This window comes from Paludibacter jiangxiensis, from assembly GCF_001618385.1.
GTDB classification, from domain to species: domain Bacteria; phylum Bacteroidota; class Bacteroidia; order Bacteroidales; family Paludibacteraceae; genus Microbacter; species Microbacter jiangxiensis.
In genome coordinates, this window is sequence record NZ_BDCR01000001.1 from 1,197,937 (window position 1) to 1,224,803 (window position 26,867).

Consider the following 26,867-nt stretch of genomic DNA (forward strand, 5'->3'; position numbering starts at 1 on the left):
GCTCCTTAAAATTTTTAATAGTGTTTCATCCAAAGTAAGACTTAATGAAAACAATACTTTTTAGATTTGAGTCAGTTGCGAGGAGGAATCGTAACAGATAGCCCGTTGTAGGTGTAACTTTGGGAGCAGACCAACCACGAGAGAAAGTGTATGAGGTGAACAAACTATAACGGAGGAGTAAACTGCCGCTACTTTTTCTGCTTTTTATTAATAAAAAAACAACATGTCTGTTGCATCCTTAACTTCTTATCAGCTAACATCTGTGATGACAGAAAACCAAGTAACTTCTCCCTTAAGCCATGTCCGTTTGGGGTAGCCAACAATCAGCTTTTGATGTTAAGTGTTAGGTATATAATTAAATATGTGTTTTGCTTGTACGGTTCATGCTGAGGGTTACTTTTTGTGTTAAAAATCAAAATACGAAGGCAAAGTGTCAATAAGTTCAAGAATCCAAAGATAGAAAATAGCGTATTTTGCAATTCGTAAATATTAAGTTGATTAATGAAAATATTTTGTTCCATTAATGTTTTTCCGATTTGGAATTAATATTCTATTATCCATTGTAATGATGGGTTTTTTATGTGCTAAACGCGTGTACGTACACGCAATATAAACCACGAACTAACCAAAGCTCGCTTGCATAAAATCCATGCCTGCATGCTCAATTTTAATTCAACCCAAACCATTCTTAACCCGCTAATTTTCGCTTTATGAGAAACAAAAATGATGTAAATCGAACAAAAGTTTACAGGCATCCTATGTTCTTCTACAAGATGCTCTGTTTGTTTATCCTCATATCGGTTGCACCTATGGCATTTGCACAAAGTGTGACGATAAAAGGAAATGTTAAAGACGCACAAGGAGCTCCGCTCCCGGGTGTTGCCGTAAAAGTACAGGGGACAACCCAGGGCACACTCACCGATGTTGATGGAAATTATTCGATCTCTGTTCCGTCATCAAAATCCACACTGGTTTTTTCATTTATCGGGATGGAAACCGAAAAAATCACAGTTGGTACACAAAAGGCGATCAGTCTTACGATGAAAGATTCGTCTATCGCTTTAAATGAAGTGGTTTCCATTGGTTATGCCCGGGTAAAGAAGAGTGACGTTACCGGCGCTCTTACTCAGGTTACTGCTAAAACACTGGAAGAAAGACCTGTGCAAAATGCAATTAGTGCAATGCAGGGGAAAGCAGCTGGTGTTGACGTACAATCGAACAACCGTCCGGGTGAAATTTCTAATGTTGTTATTCGTGGTACGCGATCTATTAATGGATCAAACTCGCCTCTTTATGTTGTTGATGGTGTAATTCTGATGGGTGATATGAATGATATTAATCCGAATGATATTGCATCGATGGAAATTTTGAAAGATGCATCTTCTACTGCAATTTATGGTTCTAGAGGTGCTAACGGGGTTGTACTTATTACAACTAAAAACGGTAAAAAAGGCAAGATCAATGTTGACTATACCGGTACTGTTACATTTGATGTGATTAATTCAGTAACAGACTGGGCAAGTGCAGGCGAAATGCTTGATCGTTATCGCTTAGCAAACATTAATGGCGGAACCTATAAAAGCGGTTCAACTAATTACATGTATCCGGATCCTACTGTTGACCTTGCTATTTTCGGGCACTCTGACGCTGCAACAATGGCAGCTATTCGTTCCGCTTACGAATGGAATAGCGACGGAACTGTAAAAACCCGTTCGACAACTTCTGAGGAACAAGCTGCCGGTTTGCCAGCTCAGGTTCCGGTTTACAATTCGGGCAATGTTCCTACAACCGACTGGGCAAAATACCTTACAAGAACCGGAATTACTCAGAATCACCAGGTTGCTATTTCATCAGGAAATGATGTTTCGAAATTGTATATGTCATTGGGATATTATAACAACAAAGGAACACAGGAAAATCAGGGATACAAACGCTATTCTGTCAGAATGAACGGAGAAACATCTCCTCTCAAATGGTTAACTGTTGGCGTAAACTTAAATACATCGCTGAGTGAACAGAAATATGGAAATTCTTATCGTACAGGTAGCTCTACCGGGCCAAATGATGCTTACGGATTGGCATTGAGTCAATATGTGATGGCTAAACCTTACGACGATAATGGTAATTTGATTTTATATCCAGGTAATAACCAGTCTCTACCTACCTGGAACCCGCTCATTAACCTCTCCACCACGGATGATTTGACAAGAAAATTAACTATTCAGGCAAATACATTTGCCGATATTAAATTTACACCATGGCTTAAATACCACATGAACTTTGGTGCTGGTTATAGAACATCCAATTCAGGTTCATGGCAGGGATCCGGTTCAACCACCAGGTTGAAAAGCGGTTTGCCAACGACTGCTGTTGCTTCTTATTCTACCTCTGAAGTTTATCAGTATCTGATAGAAAACCTTTTGTATGCGAATAAAACATTCGGTAAACATGATTTGGGATTGACTTTAATGCAATCTGGTCAGTATGCAAGAAATGTAGGCTCAAACATGAGCGCTTCGAGCATTTTCTACGATGCTTGTAAATGGTACAACCTCGCAGCTAACTCGAATGGGAAACCAGATAGTTATGGAACCAGTTTCAGCGAAACTTCAATGATTTCGTATATGGCTCGTTTTAATTATGCCTTTAATAGCCGTTATCTTTTGAATGCGTCTTTACGTTCTGATGGTGCTTCGCAGCTTGCCGACGGTCATAAATGGGATCTTTTCCCATCAGCTTCTGTTGCGTGGAAATTGCATGAAGAATCTTTTATGAAATCATTTAAATGGGTGGATGAGCTGAAACTACGTTTTGGTATGGGTACATCAGGAAACTCTGCTGTTGGAGCATACTCTTCCGCAGGTCCATTGGCTCAGTACGCTTACACATGGGGCACCACTGCCGCTTATGGTATGATTCCATATAATATGCCGAATCCTTCTCTTGGATGGGAACATACTTCTCAGTACAACGTCGGTTTGGATTTTGCTTTCCTGAACCAACGTTTAACCGGTACTCTTGAGTTCTACTTATCGAACACCCGTGATATTCTTATGTATCGTTCGATTGTTCCAATTACAGGTTATGCCCAAATTATGGACAATATCGGTAGAATGAGAAATAAAGGTGTGGAATTCACAATTTCAAGCAAGAATATTGTAAATAAAGATTTTTCCTGGTCAACAGATCTTTCTGTTTCATCTAATAAAAATCAGATCGTAGAATTGGTGAACGGGAAACAGGATATGGCCGGAAACAACTGGTATATCGGACAGCCTTTGAATGTGTTCAGAACTTACCACATTGCCGGAATCTGGCAAAACACGACAGAAGATCTTGCTGAGATTGCAAAGTGGAAAGCGAATGGTTATACATTTGCAGTAGGCCAATACAAACCACAGGAATTGGGTACACCGGATTATAAGCTGACCGATGCCGACAAATCTATTGTAGGTAGTACAGATCCGAAGGTGGTATTAGGTTTGACCAATACCTTTACCTACAAGAACTGGGAATTCAGCTTCTTCCTGTATTCGCGTTTAGGACAAAAATACTTCTCTTCGTTACTTCCTGCCGGTATAAACGGAACAAACTATGTAGGATATGGACGCCACGTAAAAGCCAGCGATTTCTGGTCGCCATCAAATACATCGGGTAAATATCCGCAACCAAGCACAGCAAGTGCTGCAACAGTGAACGCTTCTTTAACACAGGCATCGTATGTGAACGACGGTTCTTATATGATTGTTCGTAATATATCACTGGGATATAAACTTCCGGCAAAATTTGCAAACAAATTAAATATGAAGAGTATGCAGATTTTTGGACAGGTGATGAATCCATTTATTTTCGGAGGTGAAGTGGTGAAAGCCGGATTGAACCCTGATGATACGAATGGCTGGACAAGCACGAACAGTGTGGGAGAATCAACTGGCGGTACCAACAACAATACTATTATCAATACAAGTTTTGTTGCAGGTGTAAGAGTCAGCTTCTAATTATTAACCTAATAAATCAAGTTTATAATATGAAAAAATATATTCTGTTATCGTTGCTGATAACGTCATTATTTTCCTGTAAAGATTTTTTGGAAGAAAAATCTGTTACAACATTAACTCAGGATTATTACAAAACGGCTGAAGGACTTCAGTCTTTGTGTAAAGGGAGTTATCAGTTCCTGCGATTTAAAAGTGATTACAATCAGGGGAATTACATATTTGGTATCGGATCGGATGTGGAAGTATTTGACTGGTCTTTGGCAGACCGTATCGCTATGGGAAGTTATAACCCAAGCGGATGGGATCCAGCTTCTACCGTTTCGACTCGTATGACAGCGCTTACCAATTTCTTAATTGGTAGTTTAAGCGGAGGTTATACCGAAGGTGCTTACCCTGAAATCGGACGTTGTAACCTATTCCTCGAAAATTATGCGAAACTTACTTCGGCAGATCAGACGTCACTAGTAGCAAGAAAAGGAGAAATGTTATTTCTGAGAGCCTATTCATACTTCTTGTTGACTAATGCTTTAGGAGATGCTCCTCTTATTTTGCACAGCTTTTCAGGGATGCCATCTAATTTTAACTTCCCTAAAGCGAAAATGGAAGTTATCTATAAACAGATGATTACCGATTTGCGCGAAGCCGTTAATGTTCTTCCGGCAACCACTACTGAGACAGGACGTATCACCAAACCGGCAGCAGCACACTTGTTGGCTAAAATATATCTTGCCCGTGCACAGGGAGCAAACTTCCAAAATAGTACAGAACCAACTTTGAAAGCATTGTACAAAGGAAGCGTTTCTAGCGACCTCGATTCATGTATCTTTTATGCATCAATGCCTATCGATCAGTTGAAGACTACAACTGCATACGGCGGTTTGTGTCCGAACTTTGGAACGTTATTTACCACAACAAGTGATTATGCACGTGAAAATCAAAAAGAAATTTTGCTTTCGGCTCAATACGAACCGACACAGACATATGATGGCCGTTATGGCAATACTTTGGTTCACTTGTTCAATAGTAATCATACCTCGTTAAGAGCTTGTACTCCGAGAACATTGGATTATGGCCGTCCTTATGCAACTGCATGTCCTTCTGATTGGGGTTTTGACCAATATACAGACAGAGCTAACGATTCACGTTATTACAAAACATACTTAACTGACTACGTAGCTACAGCAACAACCACATCCGGAGGAAAACCATGGGATAAACCGACTGCTTATTATTACAACAACTATCTTAATCCTACCGCAACTACTAAAGCTGTTGTAGGAGCTGTAAAACTCACCCTTGGCAAGCGTTCTATCGTTTATATTGAGAACTCGAAAGACCAACCTTTTGACTCTCTTTGGGTAATGAGTCAGCCTTATATCATGATGGTTCGCTGGATGGTAGGTAGTCCTAACGGTGCCGGATATTTCAACGCAGACGGTACTCCCAAAGCAGGTGCAATGGTAGATCCCGCAAACCCGGTTGTTACTAATACCGCAGGGCGTAAAATGATGTATCGCATTAGCGGTGACTATGGCAATCAATTTGGTATTGATATTAATACAACCAATTCGCAATGGTATATGGGTCCAAGAAAATGGTTGGATCAATTCAGAGGAAAATCAACCGATGTGAATGGGGCAGGTTCTATAGACTTTACGGTTTTCCGTTTGGCAGAAACCTACCTTATCAGAGCAGAAGCTTACGGACGTAAAGGTGACTATACCAGCGCGATTAACGATTTGAATGTTATTCGTAAACGTGCGGCTTACCATGCCGGAGAAAATCGTTCGGATGTACTTGTGACACTGGAACCGAGTGTTATTACCGGTAGTTTGTCTATTCCTGCAAGTGAGAAAGTTGCACCTTATGCTGTAACAACAGATTCTTACAGCAAAATTGCCATTGACGGAAGTGAATGGGATGGTGTAAGTGCAAAAAGTGTTCGTGAAAACTATCCACCGACAGCCGCTTCTACACTTGATCGTTTTATCAATTTTATCTATAACGAACGTGGTCGCGAATTGTGTTTCGAATTAACTAATGTAGAAGACCTGCACAATGCCGGTTTGTTGTACGATCGTATTTATTACCACGACATGATGGGAGCTCCGGCTGCATCTACAGGTACTACAGCATTCCCGTTCCCGAAAGATGATATTTCCAAAGGAGGTATCGGTGCTTTAGGTGTTGGTAAGGGTACCTTGGACAGAAAATATACGTTCAAACCATGGCCACTTGTCTTCCTACAGCTTCTGACCGACGAAAATAATAATCCGCTTGATGCCTCGTCAATAGCAGCTTATCAAAACCCGGGTTATTAATATTACACTAATTTGGCTTCCTAATAACCAATTTCCGAGACGGAGTCTGCATAAATAAAGCAGACTCCGTTTTTTCAAACCGCCACCTTTTAAATCGACACCCGACAAAGGAAACCGACATTTTTGTAAAATCCAAGAACCATTGCCCCCTTAACCGTAGTATCATCTGTTATTCACCGGCAAAATCACATCCAAATGAAAAATAAAATTTATCTAGTGCTTTCTTTGGTTCTTTTCTCCAGTTACTCTTTCTCTCAATCCCTGCTTGAAACCGGAGGGGAAAAAATGCCCGCTGTATGGATTGATAAAGATACCCACCACAAAATGATGCGACTTACTCAGCGCGATGGAAACAGCGCCAGCTTTTACTTCCATAACAATCCCTTTATTCTGGGTAAACCCGGAGAGGGCGACCGGATGGTATTTTACGGAAATGATTCGTACAAAGCCGATGGCATAGGAATGCAATTATTTACGGTCAACCTGAAAACGCTCAAAATCCAACAACTTACCGACGGACTGAAACGCAAAAGCGGAGAAATAGTCGGACATCAAAACCATAATGTTTACTATCAGGTAAACGATTCAGTTTTCTCTACGAATGCAGATACCCGTAAAACTACTCTCGAATTTGTATTTCCTGCTGATTTCAAAGGCGGAATTACGACTTTGAATGCCGACGAAACATTGCTTGGAGGCGCATGGGCCTCCGAGAAAGAGAAAGACATATCTCGCAAGTTTCCCCAAAAAAGCGACTTTTTCAATAAAATATACGAAGCGAAAGAGCCCCGCACTTTATTCACCATCAATCTGAAAACAAAGGAACTTACCAAAGTGTTTTCCGATAGCGCATGGTTAAATCACGTTCAGTTTTCTCCGACAGACCCTAAATTGTTGATGTTTTGTCACGAAGGTCCCTGGCATAAAGTGGATCGGATATGGACGATCAATATTGACACAAAAAAAATAATGCTGGTTCACAAACGCACCATGGATATGGAGATTGCGGGTCATGAGTGGTTTAGTCCCGATGGAAAGACCATCTGGTTCGACCTGCAACAGCCGCGTGGCAAAACATTCTTTGTAGCCGGAACCGACTTACAAACCGGCAACGAAACCAAATATCAGTTTGATCGTGACCAGTGGAGCGTTCATTATACCATTTCTCCCGATCAGAAACTCTTTGCCGGTGACGGTGGAGATCCTGGCGCTGTGGCAAAAGCAAAAGATGGCCAGTGGATCAACCTCTTTACACCTGATGGCAATCGTTTCAAATTCGAACGATTGGTCAACATGAAGCATCATAATTATCATCTGGAACCCAATGTACACTTCTCTCCAGACCAGAAATGGATTATATTTCGTGCCAATTTTGAAGGATTTGAAAGTGTATATGCCGTTGAAATAGCAAAATCAGATCACAATTAATTCTTCTTTCAAAGAAACACCGATATGAAACTTTCTTTACAATCGATCGGAAAAATAAGCATACTTAGCGCAACAATTGCAGATCCGTTATTTGCAGCCAACAAGCATGCAGAAGAAAAACCAAATATTATATTTATCATTGCCGACGACATGGGCTACGGCGATTTGGCCTGTTATGGCAATGATGTCGTAAAAACGCCGAACATCGACCGGTTGGCACAAGAGGGCGTTCGGTTCACCCAGGCATATGCCGGTTCGGCTGTGAGCTCTCCATCGCGCTGCTGTTTACTCACCGGCAAACACACCGGTCATAGCCGCATCCGCGATAATTTTGCAAAGGCCGGAGGAATGACCGGAGACAAAAATGGGAAAGTAATCCGACGTGCAAACTTGCTGGAGTCGGACACAACCCTCGCATTAATGTTACGAGGCGCCGGATATCACTCCATGCTGATCAACAAATGGCATCAGGATGGGTTCAATCCTAATGCAGGTCCACTGGATCGGGGTTTCGACGAATTCAAAGGATGGTTAATCTCCTACCCGGAATCAAATCTGCCCTACTACTATCCAGCCAAACGATTTAATAACCGACAGTTGATCGATGTTGCCGAAAATCAAAACGGAGTTCAGGGAAGACACTGTAATGACATATCCACTGACGAAGCTATTCAGTTCATTCAGGAAAACAAGAAACGTCCCTTCTTTTTGTACCTTGCCTACGATACTCCTCACGAACCCTACATTATTAAGGATCGGGGCATCTACGAGAAAATGAATATCAGCGATACCGCCAAGACTTATGCTGCACTCATCAGTAACATGGATAAAAACGTGGGAAGAGTGCTGCAATCCATCGATCAAAGCGGGCTACGCAACAATACCATCGTCTGTTTTATTTCCGACAATGGCGGTGCCGTAATGGCTCCACGCCGTGAACTGAAGTGCAACAGCAACTTCCGCGGATTAAAAGGGAATCTATACGAAGGCGGAATACGTGTACCTATCATTGCCCGCTGGCCTAATCATTTCTCAAAAAAGGTAACAAGCGATGCCCTTATTTACTTCCCCGATTTCATGCCCACGCTGGCTGCCATCGCCGGAGTCAAACCCTGTGCAACCTCTGATGGAATGAACATTCTGCCCACGTTGGAAGGAAAAAATCAGCACACCGAGCAACGCATGCTTTATTGGGAGTTTCCGGGTAATTCGCAAGCCGTTCGTTGGGGAAAATGGAAAGCCATTCGCACCAAATGGCACGGAGAGCTGGAGCTCTATGATCTGAGCCGGGATATAGCAGAAACCACCAATGTGGCAAAAGATCATCCGGACGTAGTTGCTGCCATTGATGCTTACATGAAAACTGCTCATGCTGAATCGGAAAACTGGCCGACAGTAAAAGAGTAGATATACCTCAGCCGCAAATTGACAATTGAGATGAAGCCGACCATTCAGTTCAATCCGTTGCAGTACCCCATTTACGTACTGAGCAAACCCGTTGGGGCTGCCTGCAATCTACGTTGTGCGTATTGTTACTATCTCGACAAGAAGGATTTGCATGCGAAGCAGGATCAGACAAGAATGACGGACACGCTGCTGGAGAAATTCATCTCGCAGTATATTCTCGCGCAACCCGGTCCGCAGGTGCTTTTTACATGGCATGGAGGTGAACCGTTATTGCTTGGGATTGAATATTTTCAAAAAGCACTCAATCTTCAGAAAAAATATGGCCGGGGCAGGCAAATTGACAACACACTACAAACCAATGCCACGTTACTTACGGATGAGTGGTGCCGGTTTTTCAAAGCAAATAATTTTCTGATCGGAGTCTCGCTCGACGGACCTCAACATTGTCACGATCATTACCGCAAAAATGCGGCTGGCGAAGGTTCTTTCAGCTCGGTTCTAAAAGGAATAGAACTATTACAGAAATATGATGTTGACTTTAATATTCTTTCTGTAGTCAATAATTACAATGTACAGTTTCCGCTGGAAATATATCGTTTTTTCAAATCCATTGGTGCTCAGTTTATTCAGTTCTCTCCGGTAGTAGAGCGAACCGGGGCTTTTACACAACATCTCATACCGCCGTCTGAAACGGGAGATATCACTCCCTGGTCTGTACCTTCACTGGAATATGGGAAATTTTTAAGTGCCATTTTCGACGAATGGGTACGCAAAGATGTTGGCAACGTATTTGTAACAACTTTTGACAACACACTTGCCGGATATGTGGGCGAGGAAAACGCAACCTGTATCTTTTCCAAAACATGCGGGCACGCTGCAGCTTTGGATTTCAACGGAGATTTGTACAGCTGCGACCATTTTGTTTTTCCGCAATACAAGTTGGGCAATATCAACCAGAGTACCATCACCGAAATGATGCTCTCCAACGCGCAACTTCAGTTCGGCAATGCCAAAAAGGAGCATCTTCCCGATAGCTGTCTGCAATGTCAATACCTGCATCTATGTCATGGAGAGTGTCCGAAAAACAGAATTGTGTCCATTCCGGGAGAGAAATACCCGGAAAACTATCTATGCGATGGACTAAAATATTACTTTAATCACACGGAATCGTATATGAAATACATGGCAACAGAACTGATGCATGACAGAGCACCCGCAAATGTCATGACGCTATTCGGATGAAAGGCTTATTCTTCTACAATCAATACGTACCTATGTATCAGAAAATAAAAATATTTGTACTTGCTGTTTTCATCATTGCCGGAGCTTATGCGACCGCGATCAATGTGCGGCACGTCTACAATTTCAATCCGTCCTGGAAGGTCTTTGTCGGGGAAAATAGTGCAGCTTCCGAGAAAGGTTTTGATGACAGCAACTGGAAATCGGTTTCACTGCCGTATGCCTGGAACGAGGATGCAGCCTTCAAAGTAGCTATCCACGATCTGCCCACGGGTATTGCCTGGTATCGCAAACATTTCAAATTACCACCATCATCGAAGAACAAAAAGGTTTTTCTGGAGTTCGAGGGAGTGCGCCAGGCAGCTCAAATATGGATTAACGGAACAAAGACCGGAATCTACGAAGATGGCATCTCCGCTTTCGGTATTGACATTACCCCTTATGTGATCTCGGGAAGCGACAATGTAATAGCTGTCCGAACGGATAATTCGTGGGGTTATAAGGAAGCAGCTACCGGCTCTACATTCCAATGGAACGACAAAAATTTTTATGCCAATTACGGTGGCATCGGCAAAAATGTTAAGCTGCATGTATGTGATAAGATATATCAGACATTGCCGTTGTACAGCAGCCTTCACACCACCGGTGTTTATCTTTATGCCAATCAGTTTGACATACCGAAAAGACGAGCAACATTGAACGTCGCGTCTGAAATAAAAAACGAGACAGCCCGCCCTGAGAGTGTCCGGCTTAAAGTAACGGTAGCTGACAGAAGCGGCAAAACGATCAAATCTTTTTCTGGTCAACCAATTGTTGTCCAACCAGGTAAATTGGTAGTTGCAAATGCGGCAGCGCCACTCGACAGCCTCCATTTCTGGAGCTGGGGATACGGTTATTTGTACACAATCAATACGATTCTCGTTATCGACAACAAAGAACAAGACCTTGTTTCGACTAATTTCGGATTTCGTAAGACCCATTTTGGAAATGGAATGGTAGAACTCAATGACCGGACCATTCAGCTGAAGGGATATGCGCAACGCTCTACCAACGAATGGCCGGCCGTCGGCACCGATATTCCGGCATGGGTCAGCGATTTCAGCAACGGTATGATGGTTGAAAGCAATGCCAATCTGGTACGCTGGATGCACGTTACGCCCTGGAAACAGGATGTGGAGTCGTGCGATCGGGTAGGACTCATTCAGGCTATGCCAGCAGGTGATTCGGAGAAGGACGTTGATGGAAGACGATGGGAACACCGCCTCGAGGTGATGCGAAACGCCATAATCTACAACAGAAACAACCCCAGCATTCTTTTCTATGAATCGGGCAACAAAGGCATCTCCGAAGAGCACATGTTGCAAATGAAAGCCATCCGCGATCTCTATGATCCTCACGGGGGAAGAGTCATCGGTTCGCGTGAAATGCTGGACAGCAAGAGCTCGGAGTACGGAGGAGAAATGCTTTATATCAACAAAAGTGCCCGCCAACCTGTCTGGGCAATGGAATATTGCCGCGATGAAGCCTTACGAAAATATTGGGATGAGCAATCGTACCCTTATCACAAGGAAGGCGCCGGGCCTCTTTACAAAGGAGCCAATGCCAGCGACTACAACCACAATCAGGATCAATTCGCCATCGAGGATATCCGCCGTTGGGACGACTACTATATTGCCCGCCCGGGAACAGGCAAACGGGTAAGTTCGGGAGGAGTCAACATCGTGTTTGCCGATTCGAACACCCATTTTCGGGGAGAAGAGAACTACCGTCGGAGCGGCGAGGTGGATGCCATGCGTATTCCGAAAGATGCTTTCTATGCTCATCAGGCGATGTGGGACGGCTGGGTCGATCTCGAAAAATTTCACACCTATATCATTGGACACTGGAACTACGCCGATACCATTGTAAAAGATATAAGTGTTGTATCGGCTGCTCCTCAGATTGAACTCTTTCTGAATGGGAGATCATTAGGAGTTCAAACAGCAAAAGATGCTCAATACGATTTTCTGCACATCTTCCCGAAAATAAAGTTTGAAAAAGGCACCTTGTTGGCTATCAGCAAAGATGCAGCCGGCAAAGAGCAGAGCCGTTACTCAGTACAAACAGCCGGAGCGCCCCGTCAGATTACTCTCAAACCGATTCTCAACCCCAAAGGATGGAGAGCCGACGGCAGTGATCTGGCCCTGATCGAGGTGGAGGTGAAAGACAAAAACGGAATCCGCTGTCCCCTTGCAAACGACACCATTCGTTTCTCCGTTACAGGACCGGCAGAATGGAGAGGAGGCATCGCTCAGGGGAAAGACAATTTTATTTTATCGCAAAGTATACCCGTAGAGTGTGGCATCAATCGCGTTTTCCTTCGTTCATTGCCACAAAGCGGTAAGGTTCAGATCGTAGCTTCTTCCAATAATCTTCTTCCGGCGGAGATTACTTTGACGACGCAGCATGTAGCTGTGAATGAAGGTCTTTCTGAGCTTGCTCCGTTACCCGACGGAGCATTGAGAAGAGGAGAAACTCCAACCGGAAAATCATACAGTACCAAACGAATTGCGCTTGAGGTTGAAAGTGCAGCTGCCGGTGCCAACCAGGAGATGGCGGAAAACAGCTACGATGACAATGAAATGACAGAATGGAGGAATGATGGGAAAATATCGACCGGATGGATTACCTACACGCTGAAACGGGATGCCGTTGTGTCAGAGGTGGTGATGAAACTCACCGGGTGGCGATCCCGGAGCTATCCACTTACTGTTTCTATCGACGGAAAAGAGGTGTGGAAAGGGAGTACACCCCGTAGCCTTGGTTACGTCACACTTCCCATTGCCCCTACCAAAGGCAAGACCATTACCATCCGGCTGACCGGTGACAGTAAAGAGAAAGATGCTTTTGAAAATATGATTGAGGTAACCGGCACCAAGCAACTCGATCTTTATAACGATCCGAACGCGGCCAATTCAAAAGGACAGCTCAGAATAGTAGAGATAGAGTTTTATAAAACCCCAAAAAGTAACACGACAGACTAAAATAACCTCAATCCAAGGTATCGAAGAACAGACCTTGAATTTTATAGCTTATTGCAAATAGCACAGATCGATCAACTAAATACGTATAAAAGAGGTCATATTAAGATACTATATAGTACCCACTTGATCTTATATAATTCATAATCAAAAAATAGCATACACATGAAGATTCACAGAAAGATTACAGAAGTTGCTTCCGACAAGCGAGTTCAAAAACTAATCAGTTTTTTGGTCGGTCTTGGAGCCCTCGCTTGGTTTCTCATACGTGTTATTCCCAAACCCAGTCGGGCAAGTTACCCTTGTCAAAGGGCTGCATTCCCCATTGCAAGTGCATTTGTTATATGGGTTACCGGATTTCTATCCAGTATGTTTGGGTTGAAATATCTGGGACGTAAATTTTCCCATAAACAGTGGGTGGTAATTAGTTGTTCGGCAGCTGCGGTAGTAGTTTTGGTAGGTTGGTTTACCGTTTTTCCTACCAATATCAGCGATGCGCTGGCGCTTACTCCCCCCAAGGAATATGCTCCGGCAACCGGGTTCGACTGGCAACCGGGAGCATCCAACCAACCCATTGGAGAAGCGAAGGGTATTTTCCCCGGTCGTGTAGTAATGATGCGCGACCCTAAAGCCACACATTGGGCAGGTAATTGGAAAGAAAAATCGGATCAGTGGTGGCTTGATAAAAATACCGACAAAGAACGTATAACTGCGCTGCTTTCCGGTACATTACAGAAGCTTACAGGAGCAAAGACCGATAAAGCTTCCTGGGATAAGATTTTCAAATATTACAACCAGTCTGTGCGTGGAATTAAAAATCGTGGTTATCAGGCCGGCGAATTGGTGGCCGTAAAGATCAACCTGAACAACAGCAGTGTGGATAAACAGGACAATCAAACCGATGCAACACCTCAAATGGTGCTGGCCATGGTACGTCAGCTGGTGTATAAGGCCGGAGTTCCTCAAAAAAATATTATCGTGTATGATGCTCGCCGTCCCATTTATCCATATATGCTTACCGAGATATGGAACGAATTTAAAGATGTTCGCTTTTTGCAGGAAAATGCACCCGATCCAAAGCAACCTGTAAATCCGGCTTATGGTGACTACACCGGGCTGGAAGGCGCCGACTGGGTGGATGGTATTACTTATTCGGCAGGTAAATTCAACAAAGCAAAATTGATGCCACGTCAGATCAAAGAAGCTACATATCTCATCAATCTGGCTTTACTCAAGCTGCATTCTTATCCGTATAATTATATGGAAGATGGGGACGAGGGACAAACTGCATTGACTATGACAGGAAAGAATCATGCCGGCTCCATCAAGGGAACATCGGAATTACATTCCATCCTGAACACCAAAAAAGAGGGCGTTAAAAATGCATGGTCGCCGCTGGTGGATTTGGCAGCATCGCCCAATCTGGGTGGAAAGACGATTCTGTATATTCTGGATGGATTGTACTGCGGTCGCAAATGGCGTTGCTATCCTTCGCATTTTCCTAACTATCCGTTCAAGAATAAGGTAGAACCATATGAAAATCCCGAATGGCCATCGTGTGTGCTGGCGTCGTTTGATGGAGTTGCTATACAGTCAGTGGGATTGGACATAATGTATGCTCAAAGCAAAAACAACTTCGAAACATCTTATCACAATGTACCTCGTATTCTTATCCGTGATAATGCCGACGATTTCCTGCACGAAATGGCTACCCCACAAAATGCACCTTCGGGAGTTAAGTACATGCAGGGTGGAAAACCGGTCCAGAGTCTGGGTGTTTTCGAACATTGGGACAATGATAGCACTATGCGCTATTCCCGCAACCTGAATGCAAAAAAAGGGAAAGGCATAGAGTTTATTTATAGCATTATAGGTGCTAAAAATTAAAGTGTTATTCATAATCCAAGAAAAGAGTTCCATTTGAGTGGAACGAGTCTTATTCGACCTTAAAAAATTATTATCATATGAAAAACAACAGGACCGGGTTATTATTCCTGATTATACTCTTAATGCCTTTTGCTCTTTGTGCTCAGGATGCACCGCAAAAAAACAATAATCATCCAAATTTTCCCAGGGTAACAGCCAGTCTGCCGGGAGGAAAGGCAGCCGATATTCCGGCCGGACCATTCAGCCCTACGTGGAAATCTATAAGTCAGAACTACAAAGTGCCCGATTGGTTTTTGGATGGAAAATTCGGAATTTTCATTCACTATGGACCTTATACCGTTCCGGCACATGCCAGTGAGTGGTATCCCCGTCATATGTACAGTAATCCAGGTGTTCAGAAGTGGCACGAAGAACATTTTGGAAAGGTGGATAGCTTTGGATACAAAGACTTTATTCCTTTGTTTAAAATGGAAAAATTCAATGCAGGCGAATGGGCTGAACTGTTCAAAAAGTCAGGTGCGAGATATGTTATCCCCACCGCCGAACATCACGATGGTTTTGCGATGTATGACAGTAAGCTAACCCGTTGGAATGCAAAAAACATGGGGCCTCATATCGATTTTATAGGCGAATTGGGTGATGCTGTTCGTGCGAAGGGCTTGAAATTCGGGGTTTCTAACCACCGCATGGAAAACTGGGATTTTATGTATCCGCAGCTGGATGTGAAAACCGATTTATTTGATCCGAGGTATGCCGATTTTTACGGGCCACCACAAGTGCCACAGGTACGAAAATTGCCTAAAAACGGCGAAGAAGTGATGGAAGATCAGGCAAAGGCGTATCAGAGCGAGGCTTATCTGGAAGAATGGTTAGCTCGTTGTCAGGAGTTGGTGGATAAATACAAGCCTGACCTTTTCTGGTTCGATAACGGAGTGAACAGCCGCCAGCTCGATTCCATCAAACTGCGTTTTGCGGCTTATTACTATAACCGCGCTGCACAGTGGGGGAAATCGGTTTCTATCAGTACAAAATCTGATGCTTATCTGGCCGGCAGTATCCGCGATTTTGAGCGTCAGGGGCGTGCTCCGAAAGAAAGAACCGATTATTACTGGCAGGTTGACGATCCTATTGGTGATAAATTTGGTTACGTGGAAGGTATGAAGCTTTCAAATGCGGGCGCCATAGTGCGCAAATTGGTTGAAAACGTAAGCCACAATGGAAATTATATGCTGAACATCTCACCTAAAAGCGATGGAACCATTCCAGAAGAACAAAAACAAATATTACTCGGAGTGGGTAACTGGCTGACTATAAATGGAGATGGTATTTATGGCACTCGTGCCTGGAAAACAGATAAAGACGGTCAGTTCTGCTTTACTACCAAAGGGGGAGCGTTGTATGCCATTTCATTGCAATGGAGCGAACAGCCCGTAACAATTGCAGCTTTGCCGATAAGTGCTGGCAAAGTATCGGAAGTGACTTTGTTAGGCTACAAAGGGGAAATCAAATTTTCGCAAGATGAAACTGGGCTGAAAATATTTTTCCCTGCAACTCCTCCGTGCGAGTATGCCTATACATTTAAAATAAAGGGCGTTATTAACAATACAGCGACAGGTAATGTGGATGCCAAAAGCAGCCTGAGTCATCTCGATTTTTTCTATGCAGGTGAAGCTAAAAAGCAAAATATGTATATTGTTCGCAAAGGGGAAGTGACTTGGTCGTATACCCATCCCGGCGAAGGTGAAATCAGTGATGCGGTGATGCTCTCGAACGGTAATATCCTGTTTGCTCACCAGTTTGGTATTACAGAAATTACGCCCGACAAGAAAGTGGTTTGGAACTACGATGCTCCTTCCGGCACCGAAACTCATACGGCAGTACCCATTGGTAAGAACAGTGTATTGTTTTTGCAAAACGGGAATCCGGCCAAACTGATAGTGATGAATAAGAAAAATAATGCCGTTGAAAAAGAGCTGATAATGCAAGTTGGCAATCCCAATAAGGTGCATGGACATTTTCGCCATGCCCGATTGACCAAAGCCGGCACTATTCTGGTTGCTCACATGGATATGGGGCAACTTTGCGAATACGATGCGGATGGGAAACAGCTGTTCAGTATGGATATTCCGGGAATTTGGTCGGCCGAAGAGCTACCCAACGGACACATTCTGGTAACCAGTAAAACAGGTGTTCGCGAAATTGATCGCCAGCAAAATCTGATTTGGGAATATCCATTAAGCCTCTCTAAAGATGCCGGATACAGCATTACTTCGCCACAAACTTCGGTTAGGTTGGCCAACGAAAATACGCTTGTCAGTAACTGGTTTAATCAATGGAACGGCACAGGACAAGTGGACATGAATAATCAACCTATACAGGCAGCAGAAGTAACTCCCGACAAGAAAATTGTTTGGGTATTGCGTCAGTGGCAATCGCCCGATTTGGGACCATCTACCATTATAGTGCCACTGAATCAGCCACGGACAACCGAAAAGATCTCTTTTGGTCAGTTTCACTAATAACTATCCATCCCGGAATTATCTTTTTTCGAAATGATGAACAGAAAAATCATAATATGGACAATCAGTTTTTTGATTTTGTCCGTTAGTTACTCGCTTTCGGCACAGGTTTTACTGCCAACGGAACTATCTCCTGAAACTAAAATCTCCCTGAACGGTAAATGGAAATTCAAATACATCCCCTCTACGCTTATTGGTGATGATTCGCTGTTTATTAAACCGGAATTTTCTACTGATCGTTGGGCTTTTATTCAAACGCCGGGGCATTGGGAACTTCAGGGGTTTGCGGAGCCTTTTTATGGTAAAAACCTAAAAGAGGGAACGGGCCTTTACCGCACTATCTTTTCTGTGCCTGCCGGATGGAAAAACTCGCCGGTGTATCTAGCTTTCGATGGGGTGCAGTATGGTTATTCGCTTTGGATAAACGGGAAGCCGGCAGGAAATTTCGCCAGTTCGTTCAACCGGCAAATTTTCGACATTACCGATTTGGTAAAATACGGATCAGAGAATATGTTGGCGGTAAAAGTAAGTACCCGCACCAAAGGTTGGGAGTTCGATACCAACGACTGTTGGTCACTGTCGGGAATTATCCGTGATGTAACGCTGTTTCATCTTCCTGCAACGCATATCAAGGATCTTACTATACAAACCTTTGTTCGTCCCGGTAAGGGAATTGTTTCGCTGAAGAGTATTCTTGAAAAAAGAAGCGGTATGAAATTTCCGCGTACGATGAATCTCATGGCCGAGTTAAGAGATGCATCCGGGAAAATTGTTGCAAGCCGGGAGTTGATTCCCTCTGTATTAAAATCAAAAGCGGATACTACAAGTTATGCAGCCTCAATCAGTATCGATAGTCCGAAACTATGGACTGCTGAAACACCCTATTTATACACGCTTACTTTGTGTCTTAACGACGGTAAAACGCTTTTGCAGCAACACACAGAAACTATTGGAATTCGAGAAATAAGCTGGTCGGATGCGGTGCTGAAACTTAACGGTACGCCCATAAAATTACGTGGAGTGGATCATCACGACCTTTCGCCCATCAACGGGCGGGCAATGACAGAAGCCGAGCTGCGCGAAGATTTAATGCTCATTCGTCATGCCAATATCAACTTCATTCGCACCTCGCATTACCCGCCTCAACCGCGGTTGCTGGAGTTGTGCGATTCGATGGGATTTTATGTAATGGACGAAGTACCTTTCGGTTTTGGCGACGAGCATCTCAACGACACTTCGTATCTGCCCATCCTGAAAAACAGAGCCAAAGCTACCGTTTGGCGCGACAAAAATCATCCCTGCGTAATTGTATGGAGCGTGGGCAACGAGAACCCGTTGACAAAAATGTGTCAACAAGTGGGGCAATATGTGAAATCGCTCGACCCAACCCGTCCGGATTGTTTCCCGCAGGTGGGTTCGTATTTCAATAAAATTGCCGATACTTTTCCCGATTCCATTGATATCCTGGCACCCCATTATCCTGTTACGTCTACTCTGAAAGGATATGCCACCCGTTTTAATCGTCCGATGATAGTTACCGAATATGCTCATTCGCTCGGACTCGATTTCGACCGGCTGGAATCTCTATGGGAAGTAATGTACGCCAATCCTAAGCTGGCCGGTGGTGCCGTGTGGGATTTTGCCGATCAGGGCATTTTGCGTAAAATGCCTGCGAAAGTCAATAAAAATGCCTTTACTACTTCTGTTTGGCTCGATTCGGTAACTGTGTATGACAACCATGGCAACGAAGGCGCCGACGGTATAGTGTATGCCAATCGTGTTCCGCAGGTCGACTATTGGCAGGTGCGTAAAGTATATTCACCCGTCAAAGCGCTCGATGATACTCTGAAATGTGTTGTCGGTCAGCAAGCTGTCACTATCAGGCTGATAAATCGCTACGATTTTACCAACCTCAATCAAGTGAGATGTAAGTGGGAATTGATGGGAGACAGATCCGTCTTGGATTCGGGCAATATTGGATTAAACGCATTACCACACGACACGCTGCAAATCTGTATTCCTTTGCAGATTCCGGCCAAAGAGGACGCATTGTTTTATTCTCTTCGGTTGTCTTTTTCCGATAGTCAGGCTTATCAGTTTTACGAAAAAACATATCCGATTGTTCTCAATAACAGCAAGCCAGACCTTCTGAAATCGTTGGCAATAAAAGGAACAAAACCAGCGCTCAAAAACAACGTTGTCACTTCCGATGAGTATGCATTTTTCTTCAATAAGACAGATGGAAGTATAAACCTTACCAATAAAAACAACGTAAAGGTCATTGCTGGCGGTCCGCAGTTGCGGGTAGGGCGCAAAACTACTATGTCTGAACAGGCCAACAGCGAAAAATCCACACCCGAAAACAATCCGCTGTGGATACCTTATCAAATATCGCCATCTAACGTGCAGGTAATTGCATTTAACGCCCAAAATCTGACTGCCGGTTATCGTTACTCACGTATACAATCGGGCGACCAATCTATCTCGGGTAAGATAGAATACAATTTTACCGACAGCAATTATATACGTGTAAAATACAGCCTGAAAACCGACAGCGCCAAAGGGAAAGCAATGGAAGCCGGAATTTCATTCCTTGTGCCGCCAGCATATAACCAGTTCCGCTGGATTGGTAAAGGTCCTTATCCGGCTTATCCGGGCAAAGATCGTCTGGATGAATTTGGATTTTACCAGCTCCATAGTCAGGATCTCAATTTTCAGGGAAACCGTGAAGATGTTGTATGCGCAGTCTTTTCGGACGAGAAAGGCAATGGCTTTGCCTTGATTGCCGATGATGCCAATATTGCCGTCGAACGTTCGCCGGAAGGCATTGTGGTTAGTCACAACGCCTTTGTTTCGGGTCGCTTCAATAAGTTCTCCTGGCCCGAGGTGCAATATTCATTTGATAAAATGGAAAAAATTGCCGGTTCGTTCGTGATTATACCACTTACCGAAACGTGGCCCGCCATTCTGCAAAGGCTCTTCGAACCAGCCAGCCATGTAGTGAAACCATTTTCGCCATTCTATCACAGTTACGATCAATAATCAGCCAACAACTTTTTTCAACTAATTTATTTTGTATGAATCAAAAGCACATATCAATTATATTACTGATGTTTACTTTGTCAGTAAACATGTTCTCTCAACCGAAAAATTCTTCGACACTTTGGTATACAAATCCGGCAAAGATATGGGATGAGGCTTTGCCCATAGGGAACGGACGACTGGGAGCAATGGTTTTCGGACGTGCAGCTGAAGAAACCATACAATTAAATGAACAAACTTTATGGACAGGCGGTCCCGTCGATTTGAATGCAAAAACAGAAGCTCCGGCTTATTTGCCTAAAGTAAGAGAAGCGCTTTTTGCCGGCAATTTTGACGAAGCGGTTAAGACCATGCGTAAAATGCAGGGAAGCAACTGCCAGATGTATCAGCCTCTCGGAGATTTAGTAATCCGGCAGAAGTTTGATGGCGAACCTCTCAATCTGTATCGTGATCTCGATTTGACCCGAGCAGTGGCGACTACCCGCTTTACGGCAAACGGAACCACTTTTACTCGTGAAATATTCTCGTCAGCACCAGATCAGGTAATTGTTTTGCACCTTACAGCCGATAAATCCGGCATGTTGAATGTGAGTCTGAATGTACGCCACGAGTTGAAATATCAGAAGGAGTTTCCATCACGGAATGAAATGGTACTGAAGGGGAAAGCCCGTATCTATTCAGATACACGTCGGGCGCCACTTCCAATTATTTACGAGGATAGTCTCGGACAAAAAGGAATGCGCTATCAGTTTCGGGCAAAAGTAGTGTCAACCGATGGTCAGGTAAGCACCGATAGTGTGCTGAATATCATAGGAGCAACAGATGCCGTGATTTTGGTCTCAGCAGCTACAAGTTTCAATGGCTACGACAAATTTCCTGTGTCGGAAGGTAAAAACGAAGAAGCAGTGGCCTGTGCGTATCTCGAAAAAGCATCACAGAAATCTTTTTCTCAGTTATTAGCGGATCATCTGACCGATTTTCAACATTATTACAATCGTGTAGAACTATCGCTCACACCGAATCCAGTAAACGATAAACCAACTGATGTGCGTCTTGCAAACTATAAAAAAGGAGCAGACGATCCTTCGCTTGAAATGTTGTATTTTAATTTCGGAAGATATTTGCTGATCAGCTCAAGTCGTCCCGGAGGGTTACCGGCTAATCTTCAGGGAATATGGAACGGGAATATCCGTCCGTCATGGGGCAGTAATTTCACCACCAATATCAACCTGCAAATGAATTATTGGCCAACCGAAATCCTTAATATGCCGGAAATGGCACTTCCGTTAATTGATCAGATAAAACGCTATGCAGTAACCGGCAAAGCAATAGCCAAAAGTTACTACAAATGCAATGGATGGACAGTTCATCACAATTCTGACATTTGGGCAATGGCAAATCCTGTTTCCGGCGATCCTAAGTATGCAAACTGGGCCTTGGGAAGCCCATGGCTTTGTCAGAACCTGTATGAACATTACCGATACTCGGGCGATAAAACATTCCTGAAAGAGACGGCCTATCCGTTGATGAAAGGAGCAGCCGAGTTCTGTATAGACTGGCTTACCGAATACAAAGGTGAACTGGTAACGGCTCCATCCACGTCTCCCGAAAATGAATATTTTTTGCCAGATGGGAAAAAGACGTCGGTCACAATAGCATCTACCATGGATATGGAAATTATCCGAGATTTGTTTACAAACCTGATAGAAGCTTCGCAAATCTTAGGCATTGATGCCGAATACCGTAACATGCTTATAGAGAAACGGTCAAAGATGCATCCTCTCCAGATTGGCAAACGCGGCAATTTGCAGGAGTGGTATGGCGATTATCAGGACGTAGACTCGCTGCATCGTCATGTTTCGCACCTTTTCGGCTTGCACCCCGGTCGTGAAATTTCACCGCTTGTTGATATGAAAATTGCTAACGCCTGCCGCAAAACTCTCGAAATCCGTGGCGACGGAGGTACAGGTTGGAGCAAGGCCTGGAAAATTAATTTCTGGGAACGTCTGCTTGACGGTGACCACGCCTATAAAATGTATCAGGAGTTACTAAAGCAGTCGACTCTCAACAATTTGTTCGACTCTCATCCTCCGTTTCAAATAGATGGTAACTTCGGATCTATTGCAGGCATAGCCGAAATGTTTGTTCAAAGCCATTTGGATGGAATACAGTTATTGCCGGCATTACCCTCGAAATGGGCGGACGGCTATGTGAAGGGCTTACGAGCCCGGGGCGGATTTGAAGCCGAGATTAATTGGTCGAAGGGGAAATTGACATCTGCTTGTATCCGTTCGACAATCGGAGGATTTTGTGTGCTTCGTACCAAAGAGCCTATTGTGATCAAAGGAGTGAAAAGTTCCGTCCGAAAGGTAAAGGTAGGTCAGGATATTCAATATATATACCGTTTTGAAACCCAATCGGGGCAATCTTACGAACTTACAGCAAAGAGAAAGATGCTTTTGAAAATATGATTGAGGTAACCGGCACCAAGCAACTCGATCTTTATAACGATCCGAATGCGACCAATTCGAAAGGACAGCTGCGGATTGTAGAAATTGAGTTCTATGAGCATTTGTAAACTATTATATCAGCACCACATATGAAAACCAAATTGTTACATTTTTTCAAATTAAGGAATTGGCTTATTGTTTCAACGGCTTTGTTGTTGCTCTCATTCCAACCGGCTACCGGAAGCGTTCTCATCCGCCAGCAGGTGGTGCAGGCTCCTTTTAAAATGCGTGCCATTACAACACCCGATTTCGCACAATGTGGAAAACTGTCGATTACCGATTTTGGCGCCGAAAAAGGCGATAAAGTAAAAACCACCGCGGCAATTGCAAAAGCTATTGATATGGCAAATAAGGCTGGCGGGGGAGTTGTCGTAATCCCCGAAGGAGAATGGCTGACCGGAGCCATTCATCTCAAGAGCAACGTAAATCTCCACCTGGAAAAAGGAGCCGTCCTTCTGTTTTCGAAAGATCCGAAAGATTATTTACCGGCCGTACATTCTTCGTGGGAAGGACTGGAATGCTACAACTACTCTCCGCTTATTTATGCCTACCAATGCAAAAACATTGCCATCACAGGCGAAGGTGAGATCAAAGCCCAAATGGATGTTTGGAAACAATGGGCCGGCAGACCCAGCGGGCATATGAACAGTCTGAAACGGCTCTATTACATGGCTTACGAAAACGTCCCTGTCAATCAACGGATGATGGTCAACGATTCCGCTCATTTCCGTCCGCAGTTTATTCAGATAAACCGTTGCGAGAATGTGTTATTGAACGGTTTTAAAATTACAAACAGTCCCTTCTGGACGGTACATCTCTACCTGTCAAAAAACATCGTGATGCGCAATCTCAATATTTATGCTCACGGCCACAACAACGACGGACTCGATCCGGAAATGTGCCAAAACCTCTTGGTAGAAAACTGTACGTTTGACCAGGGAGATGATGCTATTGCCGTAAAATCGGGCAGAGCTCCGGAAGGTTGGATATTAAAAACGCCTTCAAAAAACATTGTGATCCGAAACTGTACAATGGTCAACGGCCATCAGCTGTTAGCAGTAGGTAGCGAACTGTCGGGAGGCATCGAAAACGTGTCGGTGGAAAACTGCCGTACATCCGACAGTGTAAAGATGTTCCATCTCGTTTTCATCAAATCGAATGAACGCATGGGAGGTTACGTGAAAAACATTTTCGTGAAAAATATAACCGGAGGCAATATGCAATACGGCGTTCTGGGCATAGAAACAGACGTGTTATACCAGTGGAAAAGCCTTGTTCCTACGCTTGTTAGGAAGTTGACTCCTATCAGCGACATTTATCTCGAAAATATCGGGGCGAAAAGCGGGCAATTTGTATCACGCATTCTGGGACAACCCGAACTTCCCATCAGAAATGTTCACCTGAAAAATGTGTCGGTTGAACAAATTCGGGGAAATAAAAAACATATTCAGGAAAACATCAATAACTTTGATTCAGACAATTAATTCTGTCATAATTTATTATTTACCAACACTTAATCTTCAATTATCATGACACGTGCAGCTTTTAAAATGTTTCTGAAACCGGGCTTCGAAGCCGAGTATGAAAAACGTCACGCAGCCATTTGGCCGGAATTGAAAAAACTCCTCAAGGATAGCGGAGTCTACGATTACTCTATCTTTTGGGACAAAGAGACCAATATTCTCTTTGCAGTTCAAAAGGTGAATGGTGATCAGGGTTCGCAGGATCTGGGCAGTACCGAGATTGTGCAAAAATGGTGGGCTTACATGGCCGACATCATGGAAACTAACCCCGATAACTCCCCGGTTTCTATTCCCCTGCCCGAACTATTTTACATGGAATAATTTTTTCAAAACATATCCTGCATCCGGTACATCCATGATCGGATGCAGGTATAATTCTCTATTTCAACTTTTAAGATCATGAACAAATTTGTTTTTGTTATCACTTTTGTCCTTTCCCTATTTTCAGTACTGTTGCTGCAGGCGGCGGTCACCCCCTCTTCGCTGTTTACCGATCACATGGTGCTGCAACGCGGCATCGAAATTCCGGTATGGGGAACGGCAGCTCCCGGAGAAAGAGTTACAGTCAAACTAAATAAAGCGGCAATAACATCCAGTGCCGACGCATCCGGAAGATGGATGGTGCGGCTGCCCAAACAAAAAGCCGGAGGACCTTATACCGTTGAAATAAAAGGAACAAATACCATCACCATCAATGATGTGTACATTGGTGATGTATGGCTTTGTTCGGGACAATCGAACATGGATATGACTGTAGCAAAAGAAGATCGTTACTGGTGTGGTGTACAAAACGAAGCCCAGGAGGTTGCTGCCGCCAAGTATCCTTACATCCGGGTTTTCGATGTCGACTTTACTCCCAACAACGCCCCGCAGGCAAATGCCGTTGGCAAATGGGAAATCTGTTCGCCCGCTACAGTAGGTCATTTCTCCGCCGTAGCTTACTTCTTCGCCCGCGAAATGTATACCCGTTACAAAATTCCGATTGGGTTGGTTACCTCCGCTTTCGGAGCCAGCACTGCCGAAACCTGGATCAGCAAAGAGGCATTGGAGGCACATCCCAACCTGAAATCGTTGCTGGATGCCTACAATCAAAAGTTAGAAAAATTTCTACCGGACAGTAGTTCCATTATGGGTAAATACCGGGAAGAGTTGGCTGCATACAAAGGCAATCTGGCCGCAGCACAGGCGGCTGCAGGCGATGTGACTGCCTCCAAAAAGCTCAAAGCTCCGCGCAATCCAAATCCCATTCTCGACCAGCACAACACTTACGTCTGCTACAACGGAATGATTGCTCCGCTTATTCCTTATGCCATCAAAGGCGCACTTTGGTATCAGGGAGAATCGAACGGCCCCTCTGCAAAGCTCTATCGCGAAATTATGGAGACGCTGGTAGCCGATTGGCGCAAGGCGTGGGGAGAAGGCAATTTTCCGTTTCTCTATGTTCAACTGGCCAACTATGGCGCTCCGGTTGCCGAACCGGTGAAGGATGATGTGATGATGACTGTTCGTGAAGCGCAGGTACAAAATCTCTCCATTCCGAATACTGCCATGGCCGTAGCAATCGAAAATGCCGGCGATGATCCTAAAAACATTCACCCAAAAAACAAACAGGCGATCGGATACCGCTTAGGAGTTGCGGCAAGAGCCAAAGTATACGGCGAAAAGATAGAATACTCAGGACCGCTGTATAAAAGTTACAAAATTGAAGGCAACTCCATCCGTCTCTATTTCGATCATGTTGGCAGCGGACTGGTTGCCAAAGACGAGAAGCTAACCGGATTTGCCATCTGTGGTAAAGATCGTAAATTTGTGTGGGCAAATGCCCGTATCGAGGGGAAAACCATTGTTGTTTCCAATCCGGAAATCACAAATCCGATAGCCGTCCGTTATGCCTGGAGCGTCAATCCACCGGCATCATTGTCAAACAAGGAAGGTCTATGGGCGCCGAATTTCAGAACCGATAATTTTTAATT

Annotated in this window: 13 protein-coding genes; all 13 read left to right on the forward strand. The window is 44.0% G+C overall.

The window, feature by feature from the left end; all coding sequences use genetic code 11:
- The first annotated feature begins 710 nt into the window (after window positions 1-710).
- On the forward strand, window positions 711-3,998 hold the full coding sequence (locus tag PJIAN_RS04550; RefSeq protein ID WP_068702416.1) for a SusC/RagA family TonB-linked outer membrane protein: 3,288 nt from the start codon (window positions 711-713) through the stop codon (window positions 3,996-3,998).
- Window positions 3,999-4,027: 29 nt separating this feature from the next.
- Window positions 4,028-6,319: a RagB/SusD family nutrient uptake outer membrane protein gene (locus tag PJIAN_RS04555; RefSeq protein WP_068702417.1), complete on the forward strand. Its 2,292-nt coding sequence runs from the start codon at window positions 4,028-4,030 to the stop codon at window positions 6,317-6,319.
- Between the two features lie 195 nt (window positions 6,320-6,514).
- Window positions 6,515-7,747 carry an oligogalacturonate lyase family protein gene (locus PJIAN_RS04560; protein WP_068702418.1) on the forward strand — a complete coding sequence of 411 codons (1,233 nt, stop codon included), beginning with the start codon at window positions 6,515-6,517 and terminating at the stop codon, window positions 7,745-7,747.
- 24 nt (window positions 7,748-7,771) lie between these two features.
- Window positions 7,772-9,154 carry an arylsulfatase gene (locus PJIAN_RS04565; RefSeq protein WP_068702420.1) on the forward strand — a complete coding sequence of 461 codons (1,383 nt, stop codon included), beginning with the start codon at window positions 7,772-7,774 and terminating at the stop codon, window positions 9,152-9,154.
- A 30-nt stretch (window positions 9,155-9,184) separates the two neighbouring features.
- Window positions 9,185-10,396 (forward strand): anaerobic sulfatase-maturation protein, encoded by a 1,212-nt coding sequence (locus PJIAN_RS04570; RefSeq protein WP_068702422.1) that lies wholly within the window; start codon window positions 9,185-9,187, stop codon window positions 10,394-10,396.
- Between the two features lie 32 nt (window positions 10,397-10,428).
- Complete coding sequence (locus PJIAN_RS04575; RefSeq protein ID WP_068702424.1) at window positions 10,429-13,416, forward strand: glycoside hydrolase family 2 protein; 2,988 nt, start codon at window positions 10,429-10,431, stop codon at window positions 13,414-13,416.
- 162 nt (window positions 13,417-13,578) lie between these two features.
- Window positions 13,579-15,300, forward strand: coding sequence for a DUF362 domain-containing protein (locus PJIAN_RS04580; RefSeq protein WP_084252259.1), 1,722 nt, complete (start codon window positions 13,579-13,581; stop codon window positions 15,298-15,300).
- 77 nt (window positions 15,301-15,377) lie between these two features.
- Complete coding sequence (locus tag PJIAN_RS04585; protein ID WP_084252260.1) at window positions 15,378-17,819, forward strand: alpha-L-fucosidase; 2,442 nt, start codon at window positions 15,378-15,380, stop codon at window positions 17,817-17,819.
- Window positions 17,820-17,852: 33 nt separating this feature from the next.
- A complete protein-coding gene (locus PJIAN_RS04590; protein ID WP_084252261.1) occupies window positions 17,853-20,861 on the forward strand; it encodes a glycoside hydrolase family 2 TIM barrel-domain containing protein in 3,009 nt (1,002 codons plus the stop codon).
- 35 nt (window positions 20,862-20,896) lie between these two features.
- Window positions 20,897-23,332: a glycoside hydrolase family 95 protein gene (locus PJIAN_RS04595; protein WP_068702432.1), complete on the forward strand. Its 2,436-nt coding sequence runs from the start codon at window positions 20,897-20,899 to the stop codon at window positions 23,330-23,332.
- A 128-nt stretch (window positions 23,333-23,460) separates the two neighbouring features.
- Window positions 23,461-24,855: a glycoside hydrolase family 28 protein gene (locus PJIAN_RS04600; RefSeq protein WP_068702434.1), complete on the forward strand. Its 1,395-nt coding sequence runs from the start codon at window positions 23,461-23,463 to the stop codon at window positions 24,853-24,855.
- Between the two features lie 45 nt (window positions 24,856-24,900).
- On the forward strand, window positions 24,901-25,215 hold the full coding sequence (gene rhaM / locus PJIAN_RS04605; protein ID WP_068702436.1) for an L-rhamnose mutarotase: 315 nt from the start codon (window positions 24,901-24,903) through the stop codon (window positions 25,213-25,215).
- 78 nt (window positions 25,216-25,293) lie between these two features.
- Window positions 25,294-26,865: a sialate O-acetylesterase gene (locus tag PJIAN_RS04610; RefSeq protein ID WP_068702439.1), complete on the forward strand. Its 1,572-nt coding sequence runs from the start codon at window positions 25,294-25,296 to the stop codon at window positions 26,863-26,865.
- Window positions 26,866-26,867: the final 2 nt, after the last annotated feature.

Coding starts and splice junctions, on each gene's coding strand:
- PJIAN_RS04550 (WP_068702416.1), top strand. CDS start 711: ATGAGAAACAAAAATGATGTAAATCGAACAAAAGTTTACAGGCATCCT.
- PJIAN_RS04555 (WP_068702417.1), top strand. CDS start 4,028: ATGAAAAAATATATTCTGTTATCGTTGCTGATAACGTCATTATTTTCC.
- PJIAN_RS04560 (WP_068702418.1), top strand. CDS start 6,515: ATGAAAAATAAAATTTATCTAGTGCTTTCTTTGGTTCTTTTCTCCAGT.
- PJIAN_RS04565 (WP_068702420.1), top strand. CDS start 7,772: ATGAAACTTTCTTTACAATCGATCGGAAAAATAAGCATACTTAGCGCA.
- PJIAN_RS04570 (WP_068702422.1), top strand. CDS start 9,185: ATGAAGCCGACCATTCAGTTCAATCCGTTGCAGTACCCCATTTACGTA.
- PJIAN_RS04575 (WP_068702424.1), top strand. CDS start 10,429: ATGTATCAGAAAATAAAAATATTTGTACTTGCTGTTTTCATCATTGCC.
- PJIAN_RS04580 (WP_084252259.1), top strand. CDS start 13,579: ATGAAGATTCACAGAAAGATTACAGAAGTTGCTTCCGACAAGCGAGTT.
- PJIAN_RS04585 (WP_084252260.1), top strand. CDS start 15,378: ATGAAAAACAACAGGACCGGGTTATTATTCCTGATTATACTCTTAATG.
- PJIAN_RS04590 (WP_084252261.1), top strand. CDS start 17,853: ATGATGAACAGAAAAATCATAATATGGACAATCAGTTTTTTGATTTTG.
- PJIAN_RS04595 (WP_068702432.1), top strand. CDS start 20,897: ATGAATCAAAAGCACATATCAATTATATTACTGATGTTTACTTTGTCA.
- PJIAN_RS04600 (WP_068702434.1), top strand. CDS start 23,461: ATGAAAACCAAATTGTTACATTTTTTCAAATTAAGGAATTGGCTTATT.
- rhaM (WP_068702436.1), top strand. CDS start 24,901: ATGACACGTGCAGCTTTTAAAATGTTTCTGAAACCGGGCTTCGAAGCC.
- PJIAN_RS04610 (WP_068702439.1), top strand. CDS start 25,294: ATGAACAAATTTGTTTTTGTTATCACTTTTGTCCTTTCCCTATTTTCA.